The organism is Amycolatopsis stemonae (assembly GCF_054781455.1).
The window spans coordinates 520,500-545,468 of the sequence record NZ_BAAGUJ010000001.1 but is presented as its reverse complement, the minus strand read 5'-3'; the positions used below and the strand labels follow the sequence as shown (position 1 = coordinate 545,468).

Here is a 24,969-nt window from a genome sequence, read left to right as displayed (position 1 = left end):
ATGCGCAGAAGTGCCAGATGGGCCCGGTCGGGCCGGTCGTCCCGGGTCACCGCGGCGGTGCTCGCGGCCGTCATGCTCACCTCGGGCGGAACGGCCGTCGCCGCGCCCGCCGCGGCTCCCGGCGGCTGGTCGGTGCCGCCGGGGCAGAAGGACAAGAGCGTTCCCGTCCACCCGGTGGTGACCGGGAAGCTGCCCGACATCAAGGTCGGCACGCCGCCCGTCACGCCGCCGGCCTGGCCCGCCGCGAAGGACACCGACGTCGACCTGGCGCCCGCCGCGCAGCAGCTGCGCGCCGCCGACACCCCGGTACGGCTCGGGCGGGCGGCGGCCGCGGCGAAGCCCGCCAAGGTGCACGTCAAGGTCGCCGACCACAAGGCCGCCGAGGCGCTCGGGCTCGACGGCGTCGTCCTTGCGGTCACCGGCGCCGCCGACGGCCCGGTGCACGTCGGACTGGACTACAGCGGCTTCGCGAACGCCTTCGGCGGCGGCTGGAGCGACCGGCTCCGGCTGTTCACGCTGCCCGCCTGCGCACTGTCCACACCGGACAAGCCGGAGTGCCGCAAGCGCACGCCGATCGCCGGTTCGGCCAACGACGCCAAGGCGAAGCAGGTCACGGCGGACGTCGCGACCGCCGGCGGGACGCAGGTGCTGGCCGCCGCGGCGACGGCGAGCGGCTCCGCGGGGTCGACCACGGCCATGCCGCTGTCGGCGGCCGGGGACTGGTCCGGCGGCGGCTCGGGCGGCGACTTCTCCTACAGCTACCCGTTCGCGGCGCCGAAGGCCCCGAACGGCGCGGCCCCGAACCTCGCGCTGAGCTACTCCTCGGGCAGCATCGACGGCCTGACGTCGGCGACCAACAACCAGGCGTCGTGGATCGGCGACGGCTGGGACTTCACGCCGGGTGGCTTCATCGAGCGCCACTACAAGGGCTGCAGCGAAGACCTGGGCGGCAACAACGGCCAGACGAAGACCGGCGACCAGTGCTGGGGACCCGACAACGCGTCGCTCGTCCTCGGCGGCCGGTCGACCCAGCTGATCAAGGTCAGCGACACGCTCTGGCGGCCCAAGAGCGACGACGGGTCCAAAGTGGAGCTCCTGACCGGGGCGGCGAACGGCGTCTCCCGCGGCCAGCACTGGCGCGTCACCACCGGCGACGGCACGCAGTACTACTTCGGCCTCAACCACCTGCCGGGCTGGACCAGCGGCAAGCCGGAGACGCAGTCCGCGTGGACGGTCCCGGTGTTCGGCAACAACGAAGGCGAAGACTGCTACAAGGCGGGCGACTTCGCGCACTCCTGGTGCCAGCAGGGCTGGCGCTGGAACCTCGACTACTCCGTCGACCCGCACGGCAACGTCAACAGCTACTACTACCAGCCGGAGAAGAACTCCTACGGGCTGAACCTGAACGTCACCTCGGCCGGCACGTCCTACGTCGCGGGCGGCTACCCGCTGCGCGTCGAGTACGGCCTGCGCCTGCAGGACGGCAGCGTCTACGGCAGCGGCCCGACGAACCAGGTCGTGTTCGACACGGCCGAGCGGTGCATCCCGGACGCCTCCTTCGACTGCGCCCCGGCGAAGCTCACGGCGGCGAACGCGGCGCACTGGCCGGACGTCCCGTTCGACCAGATCTGCGCCGAGGGCGCGACCTGCGACTACGGCGCGCCCGCCTTCTTCACCCGCAAGCGCCTGACGGCGGTCCGCACCCAGTACTTCACCGGCACGACCCCGCACGACATCGACCAGTGGGACCTCGTCCAGTCCTACCCGGGCTCGGGGGACAACGCCCCGCCCGCGCCGTGGCTGAACTCGATCACGCACACCGGGAAGACCGGCGCCACGCCGATCACGTTGCCGCCGACCGAGTTCGACCGCTACGTCTTCCCGAACCGCGTCGACACGCTCGGCGACAAGTACGCGGCGATCACCCGCAGCCGGCTCAAGGAGATCCGCACCGAGACCGGCAGCCGGATCTCCGTGGTCTACTCGGCGGAGGACTGCGTGCCGGGCACGAAGATGCCCGCGTCGCCGCAGACGGACAAGTACCGCTGCTTCGCCTCGTACTGGAGCCCGCCCGAGTCGAAGGACCCGGTGCTGGACTGGTTCCACAAGTACGTCGTCACCGACGTCACCGAGGACGACGGGCCGGGGGACGCGATCCCCGTCGAGACGCACTACTCCTACCCGGCCGACAGCGCGGCCTGGCACTACGACGACAGCCAGTTCACCCCGGACGACCGCCGCACCTGGAACCAGTGGCGCGGCTACAACGTCGTGACCACGTCGATCGGCGCGCCGGGCGCGACGCAGACCGTCACCGAGTCCCTCTACCTGCGCGGCATGGACGGCGAGGTGGTCACGGACTCCGACAACGGCACGATCACCGACGCCGACCCGCTGCAGGGCTTCCTGCGCGAGTCGCGGACGAAGCTGGCCGACGGCAGGACCGTCGACTCCGCCTCGATCAACGACCCGTGGCTGCGCGGCCCGACGGCGACCAGCGCCGACGGGCGCCTCAAGGGCTACATGATCGACACCCAGTCGGTCCGCGGCCGGACGCTGCTTTCGGACGGCAAGACCTACCGCCGCACGCAGGTGAACAAGAAGTTCAACGACAACGGGATGACCACCCAGGTCGAGGACCTCGGCGACCAGGCGGACGCCGGCGACGACACCTGCACCAACACGACGTACGTCGCGAACGCCGCGGGCATGTTCGACCGGTCCAGCGAGGTCGTGATGTTCGGCGGCACCTGCGCCGGCACCCAGACCGCGGCGAACAGCATCACCGACGTCAAGGTGGCCTACGACCACCTGGCCATCGGGGACCCGCCGACCAAGGGCGACATCACCGAGCAGGACACCCTCGACACCTGGGACGCGGCCGGCAAGCACTACGTCGCCACCGCGAAGAACGTCTATGACGACCTGGGCCGCGAAACCGAGGCGCGGGACGTCTTCGGCAACCTGACCAAGACCGAGTTCACCGGCGCCCCGGTCACCCAGGTCAAGACGACCAACCCGCTCGGCTGGACGTCGACCACGACGCTCGAGCCCGCGCGCGGCAACCCGACGACGTCCAGCGACGTCAACAGCGTCACGACGGACATCGACTACGACGCGCTGGGCCGGAAGGTCTCGGTCTGGAACCCGGGCCGGACCCGGAGCCAGCCGGCGAGCGCGACCTTCGAGTACGGGGAGAGCCAGACCGGCCCGATCTACGTGCGCACGAAGACGTTGCAGGACACCGGTTCCTACACCGACTCGTACACGATCTACGACAAGCTCGGCCGGATCCGCCAGACGCAGGTCCCGGCGCAGGGCGGCGGCCGGATCATCGCCGACACCCTGTACGACTCGCGCGGCCTGCAGTTCAAGACGAACGCGCCGTTCTACAACGACGCGTCGGGGCCGAACGCGACGCTCGTCGGCGCCGCCGACAACGACGTGATGGCGCAGACCGTCACCGAATACGACCGCCGGGCGCGGCCGACGGCGTCGATCCTGATGTCCAAGGGCGCCGAGCAGTGGCGCACGACCACCCGCTACGACGGCGAGCGGACCACGACGATCCCGCCCGCGGGCGGCTCGCCGTCCACAGTGGTCACCGACGCCCAGGGGCAGACCGTCCAGCGGCTGCAGTACACCAACGGCTACACGCCGGGCGGCGCGAACCCCGCCGACGTCACGACGTACGCGTACAACGCGGCCGGCGCGCAGACGTCGGTCCAGGACTCCTCGGGCAACGTCTGGTCGACGAAGTACGACCTGCGCGGCCGCAAGATCGAGCAGACCGACCCCGACGCCGGGCGTTCGACCTACACCTACGACCAGGCCGGGCAGCTCAAGACGACCACGGACGCCCGGAACCAGACGCTGGTCTACACCTACGACACGCTCGGCCGGAAGATCCAGGAGAACCAGGGCTCGGAGACCGGCCCGAAGCTGGCGTCGTGGACCTACGACACGCTGCTGCACGGGCTCGGGCTCCCGGCGTCCTCGACCCGCTGGGACGGCACGGACGGCTACACGAACCGCGTCGTCGCCTACGACGCGTTCAGCCGGCCGACCAAGACGGCCGTGGACATCCCCGCGAAGGAAGATGCCCTCAAAGGGACGTACGAGTTCTCCACGAAGTACTCGGCGACCGGGGCGGTCTCGGAGACGGTGAGCCCGGCGGCGGGCAACCTCCACCAGGAGCACGTCGTCCACACCTACACCGACCTGGGCCTGCCCGCGACGACGTACGCGCTCGACTCGACGACGGGCGCGCGCACGGACCTGGTCTCCTCGACCGGCTACACGTCGCTCAACGAGATGTCGACGCTGCAGCTGGACAGCGCGACGTCGGTGGCGAACGTCGGCGTGACGCAGACGTACGACCAGGTCACCCGGCGGCCGCAGACCACGACGGTGAGCCGCGAGACCCAGGTGGGTCCCGAGCTGACCAAGCGGACGTACACCTACGACCCGGCGGGCAACGTCCGCAAGATCGCGGACACGCCCGCCGGCGCGACGGCCGACATCCAGTGCTTCGACTACGACTACCTGCAGCGGATGACGGACGCGTGGACGCCGTCGTCGGGTGACTGCGGCACGGCGAAGTCGGCGTCCGCGCTGGGCGGGGCCGCGCCGTACTGGAACACGTACACGTTCGACAAGACGGGCAACCGCAAGACCCAGGTCGAGCACAAGGCGGCCGGCGACGTCACGACGAACTACACGTACCCGGCATCGGGCGCGACGGCGGTCCGCCCGCACGCACTGCAGGGCACGAACGCGGCGGGCCCGAACGGCACGTCGACGACGGGCTACACGTACGACGAAGCGGGCTCGGTCAAGACCCGCAACGTCGGCGGCAACACGCAGACGTACACGTACGACGCGGAAGGCCACACGGCGCAGGAGACGGACCCGTCGGGGACGAGCACGTACGTCTACGACGCGGACGGCAACCGCCTGATCGCCCACGACCCGACGGGCGCGACCCTGTCGATCGGCGACCTGGAGATCTTCCAGACCGCCGGCACCCACGCCGCGACGGCGATCCGCTACTACGCGCACGGCGGCACGCAGGTGGCCGAGCGCGTGGGAACGTCGGGCCTGCGCTGGATGCTGGGCGACCTGCACGGCACGAACGGCCTGTCGATCACACAGGGAACGTTGCAGCCGACGCAGCGCTACACGGACCCGTTCGGCAACGTCCGCGCCCAGACGTCGACCTGGCCGGACAAGCACGGTTTCGTGGGCGGCTACCAGGACACCACGGGCTTGACCCACCTGGGAGCCCGCGACTACGACCCGGCAACGGGCCGGTTCACGAAGACGGACCCGGTGCTGACACCGGACCTGCCCCAGACGTTGAACGCGTACGCGTACGCGAACAACGCACCGGCAACGGAATCCGACCCGTCAGGCTTGTCGGCTTGCTATTCGATGGGCTCGGACGGCTTGCTGTGCAACCAGGGCACCCCGCAGGCCGCGAGTTGCGCCCAGAGGGCGGAAAACCACTGCAACACGGTGGGACATCCGGCGGCGTCGGCGAGCTACAAGAACGCGCACGACCGATCCCTCCACGACGCGAACATCGACATGGGCAACTACCGCGCGGCCCAGGAGGTGGTGAAGAAGTCCAAGTGGGACGTGTTCGTCGAGGCTGCGGGCGAGGTCGTCAAGGGACTGATCGGCTGGGACGACATCAAGGACTGCGTAACGCAGGGCGCGTTCGGCGCGTGCGTCCGCACGATCATCAACTTCATCCCGTGGGGCAAGATCCTGAAGGCCGGCGAGATCATCGCGGACTTCTGGAAGGGCGCTCGCGCTCTGATCACCTTCGGCAAGGAGGTGGAGAAGGCCGAGAAGGTCATCGTCGACACGGAGAAGGCCCTGGTCGACGCGGACCGTGCCGCGAACGCGGCCGCGGATGCGGAGCGGGCCACGTCCGAGGTCGCGCACGGGGCCGAGGAAGCCAAGGGCGCCGAAGCGGCCGAGAGCGGAGCCTCGTGCCCGGTGCCCCACAGTTTCGTCGCGGGCACACAGGTGCTCCTCGTGGACGGCTCGACGAAGCCGATCGAGCAGGTCCACGACGGCGACGTGGTCACGACGACGGACCCGTCGACGGGTGCTGTGGAGTCCCACAAGGTGGTGGGCACGTTCGTCCACGGTGACGAGCGGCAGCGCACCGAGATCACCCTGGACTCGGGCGGCACGCTGGTCGCGACGGATTGGCACCCCGTCTGGGTGGAAGAGGCAGCCGGCTGGGTCGAGATCGGCTCGCTGACCGCAGGCGAGCACCTACACTCGGCTGATGGCCGGTCGGTCGAGGTCAAGTCGGTTCGCCACTTCGAGCAGGTGGCGCCGGTCTACGACCTCACGGTGGATGCGATCCACGATTTCTACGTGGGCTCGGCCGGGTCATCGGTCCTGGTCCACAACTGCGGCGGAACTGTCGAAGGACACTCGCCGAAATGTGAGTGCGATCCGGGAAACCCCAGGAGTGAGGTCACTTTGGACCGCAGTTCGTTCGAGCAGGCCAGAAACACCGCGTTGGAAATCGTGGGGCCGCTCGATCTTGGCAGCCGAGCCCCGTTGGTCGGTCGGCTCAGTGCGGCCAAGGAGACTCTGGGCCGGGTCACGGGTTTCACCGGTCGCAGCGGCGGCGAGTACCGAGAGTTGCGTCTGGATTTCGATCCCAAGAAGCTGACCCACATCAACGTCATGACCGGACGTGGTGCTTCAGTCCGGAAATGGGCCATTACCTTCCCCGGCACGAGTATCAGTCAGTGGCTTCGGAGAAACGCGTGAATGAGGATCTTCCCTACGGGACGAGGCCCGACCTGCTTCCTGCCTTTGTGAAGACCTCGATGGCATCAGTTCTCGACTACGTGGCCAGCCGCGAGCTCGAAGACGTCAGCCTGAACCGGTTTCCTGCGCTGGAAAGTGGTTCCCTCGACTGGGACGCAGCTGCCTACGACGAACGTAAGTGGTTCGATGACGAGGCGGATTGGGTGGCACTGGCCACAAAGCTGTTGGCGCGGTTTGCCTCGGCCGAGGAGCCCGTGGCGATCTTCTGGGGCACGCTTGTCATGCCCACGGTCTTGGCGCCGGCCGACGTCGTCGTCCGGAACGCGAGGGCGATACTCGAGGCGGGACCGCACTTCTGGCTATACGCGACTGTCGCCGAGGTGCTGATCGAGTGTCTCCAGGACGGGCAGGTCACCGTCGCGAGCACTGCGGCCGAACGGCTCGACGATGGAAGGATCGAAAGCTGAGCGAAGGCTCGGCCGGTGACTTGCGGTCGTGAAAGCTCACGTCAACAAAGCGGTCACCGCGGCATGCGCCTTCTCCGCATCGGGCGCATCCCCGGTGATCACGTCCGTGTACACGAACGACTCCCCGATCCGCACCAGCAGGTAAGCCAGGTCCGGCAGGGGCAACGGAGGTCTCAACCGTCCGGCTGAGACCTCCGTGGACAGCAGCAGCTCCAGCTCCGCCGTGGTCCGCTGTTGGCAAATGCTTGCGCGCGTCGTCAACAGCCGCAACGCCCGCTCGGGCTCCCGGCGCAAGAAGTCGCGGAACGGCGGTGAGTCGTTCGCGAACCGGACGTACCCGCTCACGAAATCCGCGATCCCGGCAGCGCCGCGCCCCGCGCAAGCCGGCCAAAGGCGCGCGATCGACGCGGCGGACAGTGACCACAGGATCTCACCCAGCAACCGATCCCGGGACCCGACCCGGCGGTGCAGCGTTGCCCGGCTGATGGACAGCGCCTCCGCCAGTTCGCCCATGTCCACCCGGCGACCCGCCAGGAACCACTCGCGGGCCAGTTCGAACTCCTGAGACATATGCCAGAATGTCTCACATCGAGCAGGTGACGGCGAGAGGGACAGCGACATGCGCGCAGTGCAGGTGACCGAGTTCGGCGGGCCCGAGGTGCTCACGCCCGTCGAGCTGCCCGATCCGGTGGCCGGGCCCGGTGAGGTGCTCATCGACGTCGAGCGCATCGGCGTCAACTACGCCGACACCCACCAGGCCGAAAACTCCTACCTCGCGCCGTCCGAGCTGCCCCTCGTTCCCGGTGGTGAAGTGGTCGGGACAAGCGGAGGCAAGCGCGTCGTCGCCCTGCTGAACGGCGGTGGCGGGTACGCCGAGAAGGCCGTCGCGCCCCAAGCCACCACTTACGAAGTTCCCGACGGCGTCGACGACCTCGCCGCGCTGTCCATGCTGGTCCAGGGGACCACCGCCTGGGTTCTGCTCCGGAAGAACGCCCACCTCGAGCAGGGCGAGTCCGTCGTCGTGCACGCGGCCGCCGGGGGTGTCGGGACCGTTGCCGTTCAGCTCGCCAAGGCATGGGGGGCCGGGCGCGTCATCGCCACCGCCAGCAGCGACGAGAAGCGCGCCCTCGCGCTCGAACTCGGTGCCGACGTCGCCGTCGACTCGCGCGCGGAGGACATGACCGAGACGCTCATCGAGGCCAACAACGGCCGGCGGGTCGACGTCGTGCTCGACATGGTCGGCGGGACGACCACCGACCAGAGCATCGCCGCGCTCGCGCCGTTCGGGCGGCTCGCCTTCTACGGCATGGCCGGCCGGGAGAACCCCAAGCCCGTCGAGATGCGCAACCTCCTCGGCCACAGCACCACCGTCAGCGGCATGTGGCTGCCGCACGTCTTCCGCCTGCCCGGCAACGTCTTCGGGACCGCGCTGAACGAGCTGTTCACGCTGGTCGAAGCAGGGCAGCTCAAGGCCATCCCGGGCGGCGAGTTCGCGCTCTCCGACGCCCGCGGCGCGCACGAGGCCCTGCGCTCCCGCAAGACCGTCGGCAAGCTACTGCTCGACCCCGGCAAGTAGGCGTTCCAGGGGGGCCGCCTTGTGGAGGCACTCCTGCCACTCCGCCTCCGGGTCCGAATCCGCCGTGATGCCGCCGCCGACGCCCAGGGAAATCGCGCCGGCGGCGATCTCGAACGTCCGGATCGCGACGTTCAGCTCCAGGCCAGCTGCCGGCGACAGCAGGCCGATCGCGCCCGTGTAGACCCCGCGGCCGCACGGTTCCAGCGCCGCGATCAGGTCCAGCGCGCGGATCTTCGGCGCGCCCGTCACCGACCCGGGCGGGAAGGTCGCGGAGAGCAGCGAAGCGTCCGAAACCGACGGGCGCAGCACCCCGGTCACCGTCGAGTCCAGGTGCCAGACGCCCGGTGCCGGACGGACCTCCAGCAGCGAAGGCACCGTCACCGACCCCACCGAGCACACCCGGCCCAGGTCGTTGCGGACCAGGTCCGTGATCATCACGTTCTCCGCCACGTCCTTGGCGGACTGCCGCAGCAGGACCGCGTTCCCGTCATCCGCGGGGCCGCGGCGGGGGAGCGTGCCCTTGATCGGCGTCGACCGCACCGAACGGCCGTGGCGCGCGAGGAACAGTTCCGGAGAGAACGAGACCACGGACCCCCACGAGCCGGCCAGGAACGCCGCCCGGCGGGGCGCCAGCGACGAGACGCCGGCCGCGAACAGCGCCTCAGGCGAGCCCGAAAACGAACCCGTGAACCGGCAGCAGACGTTCGCCTGGAACAGCTCGCCGGCTTCGATCGCGTGCACGCACGCCTTCACCGCGTCCCGGTGCTCCGACGGCAGCGGGCGCCGCAACGGCCCGGCCGTCCACGAGGAAGAAGGCACGGACGAAGTCAGCAGGGACTCCACCTCGGCCGCCGACGGCCCGCCGCCGTCCAGGGATTCGAGGTGGCAGGTGCCGTCGGCGGACCACCGCAGCACGTGGTCCGCCCAGCCCCACGCCGCCGGCGGGAGCGAACCCATGCGGCCGGACGGGTCCGCCAGGTCGTAGGACAGGTACCCGAACCAGCCGCCGCCGATCACGCCGGGCGGGGCGTCGACCTCGCCGAGAGCAGGAAGTTCGCGAGGCGAAACCGAAAGGGAAGGCGCGATCACCGCCGTGGCGGCGAACCACTCGCCCGACAGCATCGCGGGCGGCGGCAAGCCGCGGGAGGCGTTGTGGTGAGCGAATGCCGAAAACGCGCGTGCGGGCGTCACCTTCGTCCGAAGTGCCCTGCTCGTCACGCGCATGGCGCCATATCACCACACGTCAGAGCAGCAAGTCACCCAATGTGAACGGGTACACGACGGCGTTCTGCTCGACCGGCCCGTCGACGCCCGGGACGTCCGCGGCGCACGCGTGCTGGTGCACGCCGAGCCGGGAGTGGAACCAGCCCGGCCGCCCCGGGATGCCGTTGTGCCGGACCAGCCACAGCACGACTTCGCCGTCGGCCCAGCGGTCCGGGTGCAGGCGGTGGGCCCAGCAGTCGTGGTCGGCGTAGACGAGCACGCGCTCGATGCGCGCCGCGTGCCGGACGTGCTTGATCCACGTCTTGATGAACCGGTCGTCGACGCTCTGGGCGGCGACCTCCAGCGCCGGGGCCAGCGAGCCGGGCGCGAACGCGCCGAGCCGGCTGGCCGTCCGCACGAAGTGGTCCGCCTGGTCGTGCACCGCGCCGGGCCGCGCGTAGTGCCGGCCGCCGACGTGCAGGCCGGCCTCCTGGGCGCCGGCCAGGCTGCGTTCGGCCGCGCCGTTGCTCCAGTTGACGTTCTCGGTGATGGTCACGGACACGAACTTGGTCTCGGTCGCGCGGACAGCGGCCCAGTCGGTCACCCGCTCCCGGTGGGACAGCGAGATCCCGAGTTCGCTCTCCGGTTCCGTCACAATCCGCCCCCGGCACGTCGGTGGAGAGCACACCATACGTCGCCGGGGACGGACCCGCAGTGACCCACACGCGGTTGATCAGGCGTTTCTCGGCGTCTTCGAGAGCGGGACGTGGTGCTCCGGCTCACCGACGTCGGTGAGCCGGTAGCCCGTTCAGCAGCTCGCGCCGCAGCCGTGCCGCCGACGACCGGGCCTCCCTCTCGACAATGCGCGTGACGCCCTCCGTAGGCTAATAAGGTATGAGCACCCCTGTGTTGACCGCGGTGGCCTGGCCCTACGCCAACGGCCCCCGCCACATCGGCCACGTGTCCGGATTCGGCGTCCCGTCCGACGTCTTCTCCCGCTACCAGCGAATGGCCGGCAACCGGGTGCTCATGGTGTCCGGGACCGACGAACACGGCACCCCGATCACCGTCCAGGCCGACAAGGAGAACTCGACCCCGCAGGAGACGGCGGACAAGTACACCCGCCAGATCGGCACCGACCTGCAGGGCCTCGGCCTGTCCTACGACCTGTTCACGCGGACCACGACCGGCAACCACGCCGAGGTGACGCAGCAGATCTTCCTGGCGCTGCACCGCAACGGCTACGTCGTGCCCAAGACGACCCGGGGCGCGATCAGCCCGTCCACCGGCCGCACGCTGCCCGACCGCTACGTCGAGGGCACCTGCCCGATCTGCGGGTACGACGGCGCGCGCGGCGACCAGTGCGACAACTGCGGCAACCAGCTCGACGCCGCCGAGCTGATCAACCCGAAGTCGCGGATCAACGGCGAGACGCCGAAGTTCGTCGAGACCGAGCACTACTTCCTCGACCTGCCGGCGTTCACCAAGACCCTCGGCGACTGGCTGTCGACCAAGACCGACTGGCGCCCGAACGTCCTCAACTTCACCAAGAACCTGATCGACGACATGCGGCCGCGGCCGATCACCCGCGACCTCGACTGGGGCGTCAAGATCCCCCTCGACGGCTGGCGCGACCAGCCGCTGAAGCGGTTCTACGTCTGGTTCGACGCCGTGATCGGGTACTTCTCGGCGAGCGTCGAGTGGGCCCGCCGCTCGGGCAACCCGGACGCGTGGCAGGAGTGGTGGAACAACGCCGACGCGCGCTCCTACTACTTCATGGGCAAGGACAACATCACCTTCCACGCCCAGATCTGGCCGGCGCTGCTGTTCGGGCACAACGGCGAGGGCGACAAGGGCGGCGAGCCGGGCAAGTACGGGAAGCTGCACCTGCCCGACGAGATCGTCTCCAGCGAGTTCCTCACCATGAGCGGCTCGAAGTTCTCGACCTCGCGCGGGCGCGTCATCTACGTCGAGGACTTCCTGCGCGACTTCGGCCCGGACACGCTGCGGTACTTCATCTCGGTCGCCGGCCCGGAGACCCAGGACACCGACTTCACCTGGGACGAGTTCGTCCGCCGGACCAACTTCGAGCTGGCCAACGAGTGGGGCAACCTGGTCAACCGGTCCATCTCGATGGCCCACAAGAACGTCGGCGCGATTCCCCGCCCGGAGGCCCCGACGGCGGCCGACGAGGAGCTGAAGGCGCTTTCCCGCAAGGCCTTCGACACCGCGGGCGCGCACCTGGCCCGGTCCCGGTTCAAGCTGGCGGCGAGCGAGGCGATGAAGGTCGTCACCGCGGCCAACAAGTACATCTCCGACCAGGAGCCGTGGAAGCTCAAGGACGACCCCGCGCGGCGCGACACGGTGCTGCACACCGCGCTGCAGGTCGTCTCGGACGCCAACACGCTGCTGACGCCGTTCCTGCCGCACTCGGCGCAGAAGGTGCACGAGGCGCTCGGCGGCACCGGCGTCTGGGCCGCCCAGCCGGAGCTGAAGGAGGTCGAGGACCTCGACATCGACGGCCGGATCAACCCGATCCTGACCGGCGACTACGCGGCCGAGCAGGCGAAGTGGGAGTCCAAGCCGATCGAGGTCGGCAAGCCCCTGCAGAAGCCGTCGCCGTTGTTCACCAAGCTCGACCCGGCGCTCGGCGAGACCGGTCCGGAGTGGGCACCGATCACGAAGGACTAAGAGGTACGCATGGGTGACGAGAAGCGCGAGCTGCCGCCGGTCCCGGACCGGCTCCCGGTGTCGGTGGTGGACGCGCACACCCATCTCGACGCGTGCGGCGCGGTCACCGCGGCCGATGTGAAGGCCGTGGTCGACCGCGCCGAGCGCGCCGGTGTCGCCCGCGTCGTCACGGTCGCGGACGACCTCGCCGCCGCCCGCTGGGCCGCCGAGGCCGCCACCTGGGACCCGCGCGTGTGGGCCGCCGTGGCGATCCACCCCACGCGCACCAAGGAGTTCGGCGACGCCGAGAAGTCCGAAGTGGAGCGCCTGGCCGCGCAGGAGCGAGTGGTCGCCGTCGGCGAGACCGGCCTCGACTACTACTGGGACTACTCGCCGCACGACGCCCAGCAGGAGGCCTTCCGCTGGCACATCGACCTCGCCAAGCGGCTGGACAAGCCGCTGATGATCCACGACCGCGAGGCCCACGACGACGTGCTGCGCATCCTGGCCGAAGAGAATGCGCCGAACGCCGTAATCTTCCATTGTTTTTCCGGGGACGCGGAAATGGCGCGCAAGTGCCTCGACGCGGGATACGTCCTTTCCTTCGCCGGCACGGTGACGTTCAAAAACGCGAGGGGGCTCCACGAGGCGGCGCGGCTCTGCCCGCCGGGCCAGTACCTCGTCGAGACCGACGCGCCGTTTCTGACCCCCCACCCGTTCCGTGGGCGGCCGAACGAGCCGTTCGGCGCGGCTTACACCGTCCGTCACCTCGCGGCGCTCAGGGGCGAAGCTGTCCACGAAGTCGCCGAATCGGTCCGGACCACCGCCGAGCGGATCTACCGACTCCCCAGTGTCACAACGGGTTGAACGCATTGCGACATCAGGGGTGCTTGATCGTCCACCTGATGGAGTGACGGGGATCACGACACTCCGGGGGGTGTTTGCGCAACCCGGCGCGACCCGTTACTGTCCCGTGATCGTGCCGGTCGGTACTGCCCGAGCAGTTGCCGACTGTTACGCCCACAGTCACGTCAGTGCACGTCGGGGAAGCGGAACCGGGAGCGGTACGGCCTGGGACCGTGACGATGGCGCCGGCTGCGGGCCCAGACGTAAAGACGTCGCCCCGAACGGCGTCTTGGGAAAGGGAACGACCCGGTGACAGGTAGCAGACAGGCTGGAGCGCGCTCCACGGCCGTCCTCGACCGCGAATTCGAGGACACCGCGTACGGCCAGCTCGACTTCTCCGACGACCCGAACATCACGCAGCAGGACATCCTCGCCGCGCTCGGCCCCGACGCCGACGCGATGATGGCCGAGATCGACGTCGACGTCGACGAGCTGATCCGCCTCATCAACGCCGAGACGACGTACCTGCCCCCGATCGTCATCCCGGACGGCCTCGAGGAGGACCGCACCGCTTCCCCCGAAGCGCGTCGTGCGGCTCTGGACGAGGGCCTCCGCCAGACCACCAAGGTCTGGAAGCGCCGCTTCCTCAAGGGCGCCGTCCTGTCCGTGATGATCTCCATCGCCGGCGGCGGCGCGGCCGCGCTGGCGATGAACAAGAGCGTCACCGTCGACGTCGACGGCCAGCAGCAGACCGTGCACTCCTTCGGCGACACCGTCGGCGAGGTGCTCGAGGACGCGGGCCTGTCCGTCGGTGCGCACGACTCCCTCTCGCCGTCCCCGCAGGCGGAGGTCGGCGATGGCGGCGTCATCAAGCTCGAGCGCGGCCGCCAGCTGAAGATGATCGTCGACGGCTCGGAGCGCACCTCCTGGGTCCGCGCGACCCACCTCGGCGACGCGCTGGGCCAGCTCGGCATGACCGAGCTCGACAAGCCCGGCACGTGGATGTCGATGCCGAAGGACGGCGAGCTGCCGCTGCAGGGCGCCACGGTCGAGATCAAGACCCTCAAGAACGTCACGCTGTACGACGGCGCCAACGCGCCCAAGCAGGTCAAGACCACCGCGGTCACGACCAAGGAGTTCCTGGGCGAGTACAAGCTCACCCTGGGCCCGGAGGACCAGGCCGAGGGTGGCCTGGACGTCAAGCTGACCGACGGCGCCGAGGTGCACATCAGCCGCACCGGCGTCTCGACGGTCGTCCAGAAGGAGACCATCGACCCGCCCGAGCAGCGCGTCGACGACCCGGACCTGGCCAAGGGCAAGACGTCGGTCGAGGACCCGGGCACGCCGGGCGAGAAGATGGTGACCTACAAGGTCACGCAGAAGAACGGCAAAGAGGTCTCCCGCGAGAGCATCTCCGAGCAGGTCATCACCCAGCCGAAGCCGAAGATCGTCCACGTCGGCACCAAAGAGGCCCCGACGCCGGACATCGGCGACGGCTCCGCGTGGGACCGCATCGCGCAGTGCGAGTCGGGTGGCAACTGGGCCATCAACACCGGCAACGGCTACTACGGCGGCCTCCAGTTCGACAAGCAGACCTGGAACGCCTACGGCGGCGACCAGTACGCGGCCCTGCCGAGCCAGGCTTCGCGCGAGCAGCAGATCGCGATCGCGGAGAAGGTCAAGGCCGCCCGTGGCGGCAGCTACAGCGCCTGGCCGGTCTGCGGCAAGAAGGCCTGACAGCCTCACCGAACGGCCCTCACCTCACGAGGTGAGGGCCGTTTCACGTGCACCAAAAGGCATCACCCGTGATCGGGAGGGCATCACGCGTGTGCCGAGGGGCATCACGCGTGACTGCGGGGGCATCACGGTGATGCCCGTCCAATCACGGGTGATGCCTGCTCAATCACGGGTGATGCCTGCTCAATCACGGGTGATGCCTGCTCAATCACGGGTGATGCCCCGCCGGTAGGCTCGGCCGGTGGTTGAACTGCTGGGACCTGCCGAGATCCGGGGGTTGGCGGCCGAGCTCGACGTGCGGCCGACCAAGAAGCTCGGGCAGAACTTCGTGCACGATCCCAACACCGTGCGGCGGATCGTCGAACTCGCCGGCGTCGGCGAGGGGGACGTCGTGCTCGAGGTCGGGCCCGGGCTCGGGTCGCTGACGCTCGGGCTGCTCGCCACCGGCGCGCGGGTCGTCGCCGTCGAGATCGACCCCGTGCTCGCCGAGCGGCTGCCGAAGACCGTCGCCGAGCGGGGGCCCGAGGCCGTGGAACGGCTGCAGGTCGTCGGGGCCGACGCACTGCGCGTCACCCGCGAACAGCTGGGGGAGCCGACCGCGCTCGTCGCCAACCTGCCGTACAACGTCGCCGTCCCGGTCGTGCTGCACCTGCTCGCCGAGGTGCCTTCGCTCAAGTCTGGGCTCGTCATGGTCCAGACCGAGGTCGCCGACCGGATGGCCGCCGGCCCCGGCAGCCGGATCTACGGCGTGCCCAGCGTCAAGCTCGCCTGGTACGGCCCGGCACGCAAGGTCGCCGCCGTGCCACGCTCGGTGTTCTGGCCGGTGCCGAACGTCGACTCCGCGCTCGTCGCCTTCGAACGCGGTGACGCTCCGGCGTCGGACGACCGCGATCGGCTCTTCGGCCTCGTCGACGCCGCTTTCTCACAACGCAGGAAGACGCTCCGCGCCGCGCTCGCGGGCTGGGCGGGCTCGGCCGAGCGGGCCGGCGAGCTGCTGACGGCCGCCGGGATCGACCCGAAGACCCGTGGTGAGCAGCTGGACGTGCACGACTTCGCGAGGCTCGCCGCCGCGCGTTAGCACGTCCACAGTAGAGACGGCGAAAATACGCCTCCCGACGTGCGATCTCGCGATTCGGACACCTCCACTCGTGTGATCTGGGCCAACGGGCTTGCTTTCGCTCCGCGGGATCGGTTTTACTCAGTACGTCCATCCCGAGCGACTGAGAGACCTGGCTCGCCGAAGTCGCAGCAACCACCCTCCACAGGGCAGGTGCTACCGCCAGGACCGATGGAGGCCGTTTCCGATGAAGAGGGTAGCCCGCCCCCTGCTCCTGACCAGGCGTCGCGTAGTCGACGAAGGCCGCCGCTCCGTGACCGCATGTCGACGCTCCCACTGAGCTCGTCCCAGCCGGTCCACCTCTTCTTCACGCACCGTCCATAACGGACGGACTCTGCTTGCGGCCGGGCGCCTCCGAGTGAGCGCGCCCCGTTTTCTGGAGCCTTCGTGATCACCGTCGAAAACCTGTCCAAGTCCTTTGCCACCAACGGAAATTCGGTGCTGGCCCTGCGCGACGTGAGCGTCGACGTGCAGGCCGGCTCGCTGTTCGGCGTGGTCGGTCCCGCCGGGTCGGGCAAGTCCGTCCTCGCCCGCTGCATCGCGCTGCAGGAGCGGCCGGACCGCGGCGTCGTCCGCCTCGACGGCCTCAACACCGGCACGCTCGACGGCCGCCGCCTCCGCGAAATCCGCCGTCAGCTCGGCGTCGTCTCGACGAAGCCGGAGCTGATCGCCGAGCGCACCATCGCCGGCAACATCGCGTCCCCGCTCGAGCAGCTCGGCGTCGACGGCCCGCAGCGCCGCAGCCGGGTCGGCTCGCTGCTCGACCTCGTCGGCCTGACGCAGCGCGCGGCGCAGCGTCCCGGCGAGCTGTCCGCCGGGCAGCTCCGCCGGGTAGCGGTCGCGAAGGCGCTCGCGGCGGCCCCCGCCGTGCTGCTCGCCGACGACCCGACCGCCGGGATCGACCCGGAGGAGGCCGGCGCGGTGCTCACCGTGCTCGACCGCGCCCGCTCCGAGCTGGGCACCACCGTCGTCGTCACGACGCCGGACGCCGGCGTGGTCCGCCGGGTCTGCGACGACGTCGCGGTGCTCGAGGACGGCACGGTCGTCGAGCGCGGCACGGTCCTCGACCTGATCGCGGACCCGGGCAGCCGCACCGCCCAGGCGCTGCTGCCGGCCATCGAGACCACCCGCGCGCAGACCTCGCGCTACGACCGCTCGGCCGACGTCGTGCTGGTCGGCTTCGCGTCGGTCGGCGCGCTGCTGCCCGAGGCCGCGGGCCGCTTCGACGTCGAGTTCGCCACCATCGGCGGCGGCCTGACCCGCATCGGCGACACCCCGGTCGGCCGGTTCCGCCTCGGCGTCCGCGGCGAGCGGGCCGACGCGGCGCTGGCCTGGGTCGCCGAGCGCGGCGGCCACGTCACACACACCGCGCGCGGCCCGCAGGGCGTCGCCGCGGCCTGACCCCGACCCGATGACGCCCCGATGCGCACTTCGCATCGGGGCGTTTTCGCGGGCACGTAGGCTGGTCGGGTGCTCGCCGTAGTTCCGCCCCCAGTCACCGTCCGGGTCCCGGCCAAGGTCAACCTGCACCTTTCGGTCGACGACCTGCGCGAAGACGGTTACCACGAGCTGGTCACCGTGTTCCAGGCCCTGTCGCTGACCGACGAGGTGACCGTCGCCGTCACCGACGAGCCGGGGCTGGAGATCTACGGCGAAGGCGAAGGCACGGTCCCGACCGGCCCGGAAAACCTGGCCTGGCGGGCGGTCGAAGCGCTGTCCGCGCACGTCGGGCGCACCGGCGACCCGAAGGTCCGGGTGGTGCTGCGCAAGGGCATCCCCGTGGCGGGCGGCATGGCGGGCGGCAGCGCCGACGCGGCGGCGACCCTCGTGGGGCTGGCGAGCCTGTGGAACCTCGACGTCACGCGCGACGAGCTCGCCGAGATCGCGGCCGGGCTGGGCAGCGACGTACCGTTCGCGCTCTACGGCGGCACGGCGCTGGGCACTGGACGCGGTGAGCAGCTGGTCCCGGTGCTGTCGCGGCACACCTTCCACTGGGTGCTGGCCTTCGACCAGCGCGGCCTGTCGACGCCGAAGGTGTTCGGCGAGCTCGACCGCCTGCGTGCCGAGGGCAACCCGCCGCGGATCGGCTCGCACACGCCGGTCGTCGAGGCGCTGGCCTCCGGCGACCCGCGGCAGCTCGCGCTGCTGCTGGGCAACGACCTCCAGGCGGCCGCGGTTTCGCTGCGGCCGGGGCTGCGCCGGACGCTGCGGGCCGGCGTCAACGCGGGCGCGCTCGCCGGCACGGTCTCCGGATCCGGCCCGACCTGCGCGTTCCTCTGCGAGGACGCCCAGTCGGCGGTGGAGGTCGCCGCGGAGCTGTCGGGCGCGGGCGTGTGCCGGACCGTCCGCGTAGCGCACGGCCCGGTCCCCGGCGCCCGCGTGGTCGGCGGCGACGACGCGCCGCGCCCGATGCCGCCGCGGGTGCACGCATGAAGAAGGCGGAGTTCGCGTTCCCCGGCCCGTTGCGGGACAAGCTCATCGCGGCCATCCTGCGTGGGGAGAAGACGTCGACCACCGGCCTGGTCGCGGAATACGAGAAGTACGGGGAAGAACTGCCCGTTGTCGGCGAGCGCGAGCTGATGGTCGACTCGGCCGGCCACGGCGTCGCGATCCTCGAGACCACCGAGGTGCGCGTCCTCCCGCTGTCCGAAGTGGACCTGCAGCACGCGCTCGACGAAGGCGAAGGCTTCACGAGCGTCGCCGAATGGCGCGCCGACCACGCGGACTACTGGCAGAGCGCCGAAATGCGCGCGGCCATGGAAGATCCGGAATTCTCCGTGGACGACACGACGCAGGTCGTGGCGACCCGGTTCGTCATCGTAGAGAGGATCGGCTGAGCGGATGCCCAACCTGGTCAACCTGGAGGCGGTGAGCAAGTCCTACGGGGTTCGCCCGCTCCTGGACGGTGTTTCGCTCGGCGTCGCGGCCGGGCAGCGCATCGGCGTCGTCGGCCTCAACGGTGGTGGCAAGACCACGCTCCTGGAAGTCCTTTCCGGACTGACCGAGCCGGATTCCGGGCGGGTGAGCCATGTTCGCGACCTGCGGATGGCCGTGGTCACCCAGCGCACGGAACTGCCGGACGGCAGCACGGTCGGCGACGTCGTCCTCGAACGCTACGGCGCCGAGCACGAGTGGGCCGCCGACGCGCGCGTGCGGTCCATTGTGGACGGCCTTGGCATCACCGCGATCGGGCTGGACACGCCGACCGCGAACCTCTCCGGCGGTGAGCGGCGCCGCGTCTCCCTGGCCGCCGCGCTGACCGGCGAGCTCGACCTCGTCGTGCTCGACGAGCCGACCAACCACCTGGACGTCGAAGGTGTCCGGTGGCTCGCCGACCACCTCCTCTCCCGCCGGATCGCGGTCGTGGTCGTCACGCACGACCGGTGGTTCCTCGACACCGTCGCGACGCTGACGTGGGAGGTCGCGAACGGCCGCGTCGAGCAGTACGAAGGCGGTTACGCCGACTGGATCTTCGCCCGCGCCGAGCGCGCGCGGCTGGCCGCGACGGCCGAGGAGAAGCGGCAGAACCTGGCCCGCAAGGAGCTGGCCTGGCTGCGCCGCGGCCCGCAGGCGCGCTCGTCGAAGCCGCGCTACCGCGTCGAAGCGGCCGAAGCGCTGATCGCCGACGTCCCGCCGCCGCGCGATTCCGTCGAGCTGCAGGCGTTCGCGAAGCGGCGGCTCGGCAAGACCGTGCTGGAGCTGGAGGACACGACCTACCGGGTCGGCGACCGGACGCTGCTCGACCACGTCACCTGGCGCATCGGCCCGGGCGACCGGATCGGCCTGGTCGGCGTCAACGGCTCCGGCAAGACGTCGCTGCTGAAGCTGCTCGGCGGAGACGTCGAGGGCGCGACGGGCCGCCGGATCCAGGGCAAGACGGTCGCGCTCGCGCACCTGCGCCAGGAGCTCGACGACCTGCCCGGCGACCTGCGCGTGCTGCAGGCGATCGAGCAGGTGGCCGGGCGCGTCGTGTTCGGCAAGCAGGAGATGACGGCGTCGCAGCTGGGCGAGAAGCTCGGCTTCCCGCAGGCCCGCCAGTGGACGCCGGTCGAGGACCTCTCCGGCGGCGAGCGGCGCCGGCTGCAGCTGTGCCGGCTGCTGATGGCCGAGCCGAACGTCCTGCTCCTCGACGAGCCGACGAACGACCTGGACATCGACACCCTGCAGCAGCTGGAGGACCTCCTCGACGGCTGGCCGGGCACGATGGTCGTCGTCTCGCACGACCGCTACCTGGTGGAACGCGTCTGCGACACGATCGTCGCGCTCTTCGGCGACGGCCGGATCACCCACCTCCCGGGCGGCATCGAGGAGTACCTGAACCGCCGCGCGCTGGCCAAGGAACCGGCGGCGGCCGCGCCGACGGCGGCGAAGGTGGAGGCGAAGAAGTCGGCTGCCGACCTGCGCGCGGCGCAGAAGGAGCTGGGTCGGCTGGAGCGCAAACTCGACCAGCTGCACGCCAAGGAGGAGAAGCTCCACGCGGCGCTCCTGGAAGCGGCGACGGACCCGGCGAAGCTGATGGAGCTCAACGCCGAGCTGAAGGGCGTCCAAGGCGAGATCGAGGACGTCGAAGGCCGGTGGCTGGAGACGTCCGAACTGCTCGAGTGACACCGCTGCCAGTAATGTCTGCGCCATGAGCAGGTTCGTGGACACGCTCGTCGCCACCGCGACGGGGCGGGGTCAGCAGCGGGGCATGGTCACCGGGGAGCCGAAGGAGCCGGTCCGGCGGACCTGGGCCGAGGTGCACGAGGAGGCCCGGCGGATCGCCGGCGGGCTCGTCGCGGGCGGGTTCGAGCGCGGGGGTGCCGTCGCGGTGCTGGCCGCGGCGCCGGTGCTGATCGCGCCGACCGTGCAGGCCGTCTGGCTGGCCGGCGGCAGCGTCACCATGCTGCACCAGCCGACCCCGCGCACGGACCTCGCCGAGTGGGCCGAAGACACCGTGCGCGTGCTCGGGATGATCGGGTCCGACCTGGTGCTGCTGGGCGAGCCGTTCGACCAGCTGGCGCCGGTGCTGGAAGAGAAGGGCATCGGTTTCCGGCTCATCACCGGCCTCGCCGCGGGCGAGCCCCTCGACGGCGTCGTCGCGACCGACGAGGGCGACACCGCGCTGCTGCAGCTGACCAGCGGTTCGACCGCCGACCCCAAGGCCGTGCGGATCACCTACGGGAACCTGTACTCCAACGTCAAGGCCATGGTCGACCGCGCGGAGTTCGACTTCGACACCGACGTGATGGTGTCGTGGCTGCCGACGTTCCACGACATGGGGATGGTCGGCTTCCTGACCGTGCCGATGACGTTCGGCGTCGAGCTGGTCAAGATCACGCCGGTCGAATTCCTTTCGGGGCCGTTGATCTGGCCCGAGCTGATCACCAAGTACGGCGGCACCACGACGGCGGCGCCGAACTTCGCGTACGCGATCGTCGGGCGCCGGATGGCCCGCGTCGACGACGCCAACGCCTACGACCTCTCGAAACTGCGCATCGCCTTGAACGGCGCCGAGCCCATCGACGAGACGGCCGTCCAGACCTTTGTGGACGCCGGCGCGCGGTTCAAGATGCCGGCGGAATGCGTTTTCCCGGCCTACGGTATGGCGGAGGCGACGCTCGCGGTGTCGTTCGCGCCGCTGTTCACCGGGCTGACGCTCGACATCGTCGAAGCGGACGCGCTGGAGGCGGACAACCGCGCCGTGCCGGTGCCCGAGGGCGACCCCCGGCGTGGCACCGACGACGTCCGGTCGTTCGCGGTGCTCGGCCGTCCCCTGGACGGGCTCGAGGCCGAGATCGTCGACGAGGCGGGCGCCCGGGTCGGCGACCGCCGGGTCGGCGAGATCCGGCTGCGCGGCGAGGCCGTGACGCCGGGCTACCTGACCATGGACGGCCCGGTCGCCACCCAGGACGAGCACGGCTGGCTGAACACCGGCGACCTCGGCTACCTGGTGGACGGCCAGATCGTCATCTGCGGCCGCCGCAAGGACGTCATCATCATGGGCGGCCGGAACCTGTACCCGACGGACATCGAGCGCGCGGCGACGTCGGTCGAAGGCGTCCGCGCGGGCAACGCGGTGGCGGTCCGGCTGGACGCGGGCAGCCGCCGCGAGCGGTTCGCGGTGGTCGTCGAGTCGAAGCTGGCGGGCGACGCCGAGGCCGAGAAGAACCTGATGAAGCAGGTTGCGGCGCGCGTGCGCGACGCGGTGGACATGCGCCCGTACGCGGTGGTCGTGCTGCCGGCCGGGAGCCTGCCGAAGACGCCGTCGGGCAAGGTCAAGCGCGCGGCGACGGCCCAGCAGTTCGCGGACAAGATCAAGCGGAACGCCGACGCCTGACGGTCGCTTTCCCGTGGAAGTGCCCACCAGGAGGCGGCACTTCCACGGGAAAGCGGTGTCTTAGCGCTGTTGGAGGCGTTCGGCGCGGAGCGTGGGCGGGGTGGCGCGCTCGGAAGTGGCTTCCGACGCCGTACGGGCGCCCGGGAGGTCCGGGGCGTGGCCCGTGCGGGCGGCGAGCTGGTCTTCCACCTTGTCGAGGAACTCGTCGACCTCGCGTTCGTCGTAGCCGCGCTTGCCGATCAGCGGCTTCGCGAACATCACGTGGTGGACTTCGGCGGCGGTCAGGTCGTCCTCCTCGGCGATCGTCTTGGCGACGCGCCGGACGAACTCGTCGACCTCGTGCTTCGCGTAGCCACGGCGGCCGATCGGGGCGTTACCGAAGGTGACCTCGGCGAGGTCTTCGGCGGTGAACGACATGCAACTCTCCGATTCGGGGTTGAGCGGTGCGAACTGCCGTACACCGTCCTAACCCGCGGACAGGCTCCCCCGGAAGGGTTGAAGCCCGAAGCTCACCCCGACGGGCGGTCGCCGTCCGCCTGTGAGTGAGCCGGGACTACGCAGCGCTGTGTGGCCGGTCTCACAGCGTCAGGTGCGGCCGAACCACTTCCGCGGGCCCTGCGGCCGCGGCTCCTCGGCCGCCGGCCGCGGGTTCCGCAGCGCCACCAGCGCGGCCTCGGCCTCGTCCAGGAACAGGTCGACCTGGGCCTGGTCGTAGCTGCGCATGCCGACGGGCATGATCGTGAAGTCGACGTAGTGGATGTCGTCGGGAGTGAGGATGTTCCGCCCGGACAGTGCTTCCGCGATCAGGTCGAGGAACGCGTCGACCTCGTCCTCGTTGTAGCCGCGCCGGCCGAACCGGGGTTTGCCGAACGCGATCGCCCGGACTTCGTCAGGGGTCATGGCTTCACCTTGCCACCGATGTCAGCCCGCATGGAAGGCGTTCTGCGCGGCCGCGAGGCCGGTGCCGACCAGCGCCTCCGTCGCGTCCGCGCAGCGGTCCACCTCGAACGGGAGCTCCTTGCGCTCGACCGTCGAGAAGTCCTTCAGCACGAAGTCCGCCGGGTCCTGGCGGCCGGGCGGGCGGCCGATGCCGAACCGGACCCGGTAGTAGTCGCGGGTGCCCAGCGACCTGGTGATCGAGCGGAGTCCATTGTGGCCGTTGTCGCCGCCGCCGAACTTCAGCTTCAGCGCGCCGAAATCGACGTCCAGCTCGTCGTGCACCACCACCACGCCGGACGGCGGCACCTTGTAGAACCGCGCCGCGCCGACCACCGGCCCGCCGGAGAGGTTCATGTAGGACCGCGGTTTCACGAGCACCACGCGGCGGCCGCCCAGCCGGCCTTCGAGGACCTCGCCACCGGTCTTGTGCGCCTTGAACCTGCCGCCGATCCGCGCGGCGAGCTCGTCCAGCACCATGAACCCGACGTTGTGCCGGTTCCCGGCGTACTGGGGCCCGGGATTGCCGAGGCCGGCGAGCAGGATCAGCTCGCCGGCCCCGGGGAGGTCTTCGGTCATGCGGAGATGTTATTCGGCCGCTTCGGCGGACTCTTCACCCTCGGTCGAAGCCGCGGCCTCGTCCTCCGGCAGCTCCTCGCGCTGCGGCTCGGCGATGGCCACGATCAGGGCCTCGCCGTCGGTGACCAGCGTCGCGCCCTTCGGCAGGGCGACGTCGGCGGCGGTGATCTGGGTGCCCAGCTCGGCGCCCTCGACGGAGACCTCGACCTGGTCGGGGATGTGCAGCGCCTCGACCTCGATCTGGATGGCGTCGAGGTCCTGGTTGACCAGGGTGCCCGGAGCCGGGGTGCCGGAGACGACGACCGGGACGTCGACAGTGACCTTCTCGCCGCGCTTGACGACCAGCAGGTCGACGTGCTCGATGTAGTTCTTCAGCGGGTGCACGACGATGGTCTTGGTGAGGGCCAGCTCGCTGTTGCCCTCCAGGTCCAGCGTGATGACGGCGTTGGAGCCGTTCTCGCGGACGACGCGGGCGAACTCGATGGCCGGCAGCGCGAAGTGCCGCGGGTCCGAGCCGTGGCCGTACAGGACGGCGGGGATCTTGCCGGCGCGACGCGTGCGACGCGCGGCGCCCTTGCCGAACTCGGTGCGCGGCTCGACGGACAGACGTACCTCGGACACGGTGTGGCACTCCTTCAAATCAAGACAGCATGCGGCGGCGGGGATGGCCGGTGTTTTCTTCTCAGGCGGTTGCGTTCGGCGGCGAGTTTCCGGGCGT

19 protein-coding genes and 1 riboswitch are annotated in these 24,969 nt (G+C 70.3%); of the genes, 12 read left to right on the top strand and 7 right to left on the bottom strand.

The window, feature by feature from the left end:
* Both ACYVLJ_RS02715 and ACYVLJ_RS02710 read left to right on the top strand, forming a co-directional pair.
* Positions 1 to 6,801 (top strand): RHS repeat-associated core domain-containing protein, encoded by a 6,801-nt coding sequence (locus ACYVLJ_RS02715; protein ID WP_460437625.1) that lies wholly within the window; start codon positions 1 to 3, stop codon positions 6,799 to 6,801.
* A complete protein-coding gene (locus ACYVLJ_RS02710) occupies positions 6,780 to 7,268 on the top strand; it encodes a hypothetical protein (RefSeq protein WP_460437624.1) in 489 nt (162 codons plus the stop codon). Before ACYVLJ_RS02715 ends, ACYVLJ_RS02710 begins: the two co-directional genes overlap by 22 nt.
* Before the next feature lie 36 nt (positions 7,269 to 7,304).
* Here the strand turns inward: ACYVLJ_RS02710 and ACYVLJ_RS02705 are convergent, their stop codons facing one another.
* On the bottom strand, positions 7,305 to 7,838 hold the full coding sequence (locus tag ACYVLJ_RS02705) for a QsdR family transcriptional regulator (protein ID WP_460437623.1): 534 nt from the start codon (positions 7,836 to 7,838) through the stop codon (positions 7,305 to 7,307).
* A gap of 49 nt (positions 7,839 to 7,887) precedes the next feature.
* On the opposite strand from ACYVLJ_RS02705, the gene ACYVLJ_RS02700 reads away from it, so the two are divergent.
* Positions 7,888 to 8,844 carry a quinone oxidoreductase family protein gene (locus tag ACYVLJ_RS02700; protein WP_460437622.1) on the top strand — a complete coding sequence of 319 codons (957 nt, stop codon included), beginning with the start codon at positions 7,888 to 7,890 and terminating at the stop codon, positions 8,842 to 8,844.
* Here the strand turns inward: ACYVLJ_RS02700 and ACYVLJ_RS02695 are convergent.
* Entirely contained in the window at positions 8,821 to 10,068 is a 1,248-nt protein-coding gene (locus ACYVLJ_RS02695) for an aminodeoxychorismate synthase component I (RefSeq protein WP_460437621.1), read from the bottom strand. The two genes, ACYVLJ_RS02700 and ACYVLJ_RS02695, sit on opposite strands and share 24 nt — an antisense overlap.
* Before the next feature lie 19 nt (positions 10,069 to 10,087).
* Positions 10,088 to 10,702 (bottom strand): glycoside hydrolase family 25 protein, encoded by a 615-nt coding sequence (locus tag ACYVLJ_RS02690; RefSeq protein WP_460437620.1) that lies wholly within the window; start codon positions 10,700 to 10,702, stop codon positions 10,088 to 10,090.
* Positions 10,703 to 10,941: 239 nt separating this feature from the next.
* On the opposite strand from ACYVLJ_RS02690, the gene metG reads away from it, so the two are divergent.
* The 9 genes from metG (at position 10,942) to ACYVLJ_RS02645 (ending at position 22,736) form a co-directional block, all read left to right on the top strand.
* On the top strand, positions 10,942 to 12,738 hold the full coding sequence (gene metG, locus ACYVLJ_RS02685) for a methionine--tRNA ligase (protein WP_460437619.1): 1,797 nt from the start codon (positions 10,942 to 10,944) through the stop codon (positions 12,736 to 12,738).
* Between the two features lie 9 nt (positions 12,739 to 12,747).
* The gene (locus tag ACYVLJ_RS02680; protein ID WP_451968416.1) at positions 12,748 to 13,584 is read left to right on the top strand and encodes a TatD family hydrolase; all 837 of its coding nucleotides are present in this window, start codon (positions 12,748 to 12,750) and stop codon (positions 13,582 to 13,584) included.
* Positions 13,585 to 13,872: 288 nt separating this feature from the next.
* On the top strand, positions 13,873 to 15,300 hold the full coding sequence (locus ACYVLJ_RS02675; RefSeq protein ID WP_460437618.1) for a transglycosylase family protein: 1,428 nt from the start codon (positions 13,873 to 13,875) through the stop codon (positions 15,298 to 15,300).
* A gap of 241 nt (positions 15,301 to 15,541) precedes the next feature.
* Positions 15,542 to 16,378: a 16S rRNA (adenine(1518)-N(6)/adenine(1519)-N(6))-dimethyltransferase RsmA gene (gene rsmA, locus ACYVLJ_RS02670; RefSeq protein WP_451968414.1), complete on the top strand. Its 837-nt coding sequence runs from the start codon at positions 15,542 to 15,544 to the stop codon at positions 16,376 to 16,378.
* A 126-nt stretch (positions 16,379 to 16,504) separates the two neighbouring features.
* A riboswitch (SAM riboswitch) is annotated at positions 16,505 to 16,595 on the top strand.
* A 209-nt stretch (positions 16,596 to 16,804) separates the two neighbouring features.
* Complete coding sequence (locus ACYVLJ_RS02665; RefSeq protein WP_460437617.1) at positions 16,805 to 17,818, top strand: methionine ABC transporter ATP-binding protein; 1,014 nt, start codon at positions 16,805 to 16,807, stop codon at positions 17,816 to 17,818.
* Positions 17,819 to 17,887: 69 nt separating this feature from the next.
* On the top strand, positions 17,888 to 18,850 hold the full coding sequence (locus tag ACYVLJ_RS02660; protein ID WP_451968411.1) for a 4-(cytidine 5'-diphospho)-2-C-methyl-D-erythritol kinase: 963 nt from the start codon (positions 17,888 to 17,890) through the stop codon (positions 18,848 to 18,850).
* Positions 18,847 to 19,254, top strand: coding sequence for an ASCH domain-containing protein (locus ACYVLJ_RS02655; RefSeq protein ID WP_460437616.1), 408 nt, complete (start codon positions 18,847 to 18,849; stop codon positions 19,252 to 19,254). The genes ACYVLJ_RS02660 and ACYVLJ_RS02655 overlap by 4 nt, the downstream gene beginning before the upstream one ends.
* 4 nt (positions 19,255 to 19,258) lie before the next feature.
* Positions 19,259 to 21,022: an ABC-F family ATP-binding cassette domain-containing protein gene (locus ACYVLJ_RS02650; protein WP_451968410.1), complete on the top strand. Its 1,764-nt coding sequence runs from the start codon at positions 19,259 to 19,261 to the stop codon at positions 21,020 to 21,022.
* A gap of 25 nt (positions 21,023 to 21,047) precedes the next feature.
* Entirely contained in the window at positions 21,048 to 22,736 is a 1,689-nt protein-coding gene (locus tag ACYVLJ_RS02645; protein ID WP_460437615.1) for a fatty acyl-AMP ligase, read from the top strand.
* A 60-nt stretch (positions 22,737 to 22,796) separates the two neighbouring features.
* Here ACYVLJ_RS02645 and ACYVLJ_RS02640 read toward each other — a convergent pair whose 3' ends face one another.
* The 4 genes from ACYVLJ_RS02640 to ACYVLJ_RS02625 all read right to left on the bottom strand — a co-directional run bounded on the left by ACYVLJ_RS02640 (position 22,797) and on the right by ACYVLJ_RS02625 (position 24,872).
* Positions 22,797 to 23,153 (bottom strand): DivIVA domain-containing protein, encoded by a 357-nt coding sequence (locus ACYVLJ_RS02640; RefSeq protein WP_451968408.1) that lies wholly within the window; start codon positions 23,151 to 23,153, stop codon positions 22,797 to 22,799.
* Positions 23,154 to 23,321: 168 nt separating this feature from the next.
* Positions 23,322 to 23,636 carry a DivIVA domain-containing protein gene (locus ACYVLJ_RS02635; RefSeq protein WP_451968407.1) on the bottom strand — a complete coding sequence of 105 codons (315 nt, stop codon included), beginning with the start codon at positions 23,634 to 23,636 and terminating at the stop codon, positions 23,322 to 23,324.
* Between the two features lie 21 nt (positions 23,637 to 23,657).
* The gene (pth, locus tag ACYVLJ_RS02630) at positions 23,658 to 24,251 is read right to left on the bottom strand and encodes an aminoacyl-tRNA hydrolase (RefSeq protein WP_460437614.1); all 594 of its coding nucleotides are present in this window, start codon (positions 24,249 to 24,251) and stop codon (positions 23,658 to 23,660) included.
* Positions 24,252 to 24,260: 9 nt separating this feature from the next.
* Positions 24,261 to 24,872 (bottom strand): 50S ribosomal protein L25/general stress protein Ctc, encoded by a 612-nt coding sequence (locus ACYVLJ_RS02625; RefSeq protein WP_451968405.1) that lies wholly within the window; start codon positions 24,870 to 24,872, stop codon positions 24,261 to 24,263.
* Positions 24,873 to 24,969 lie beyond the last annotated feature (97 nt).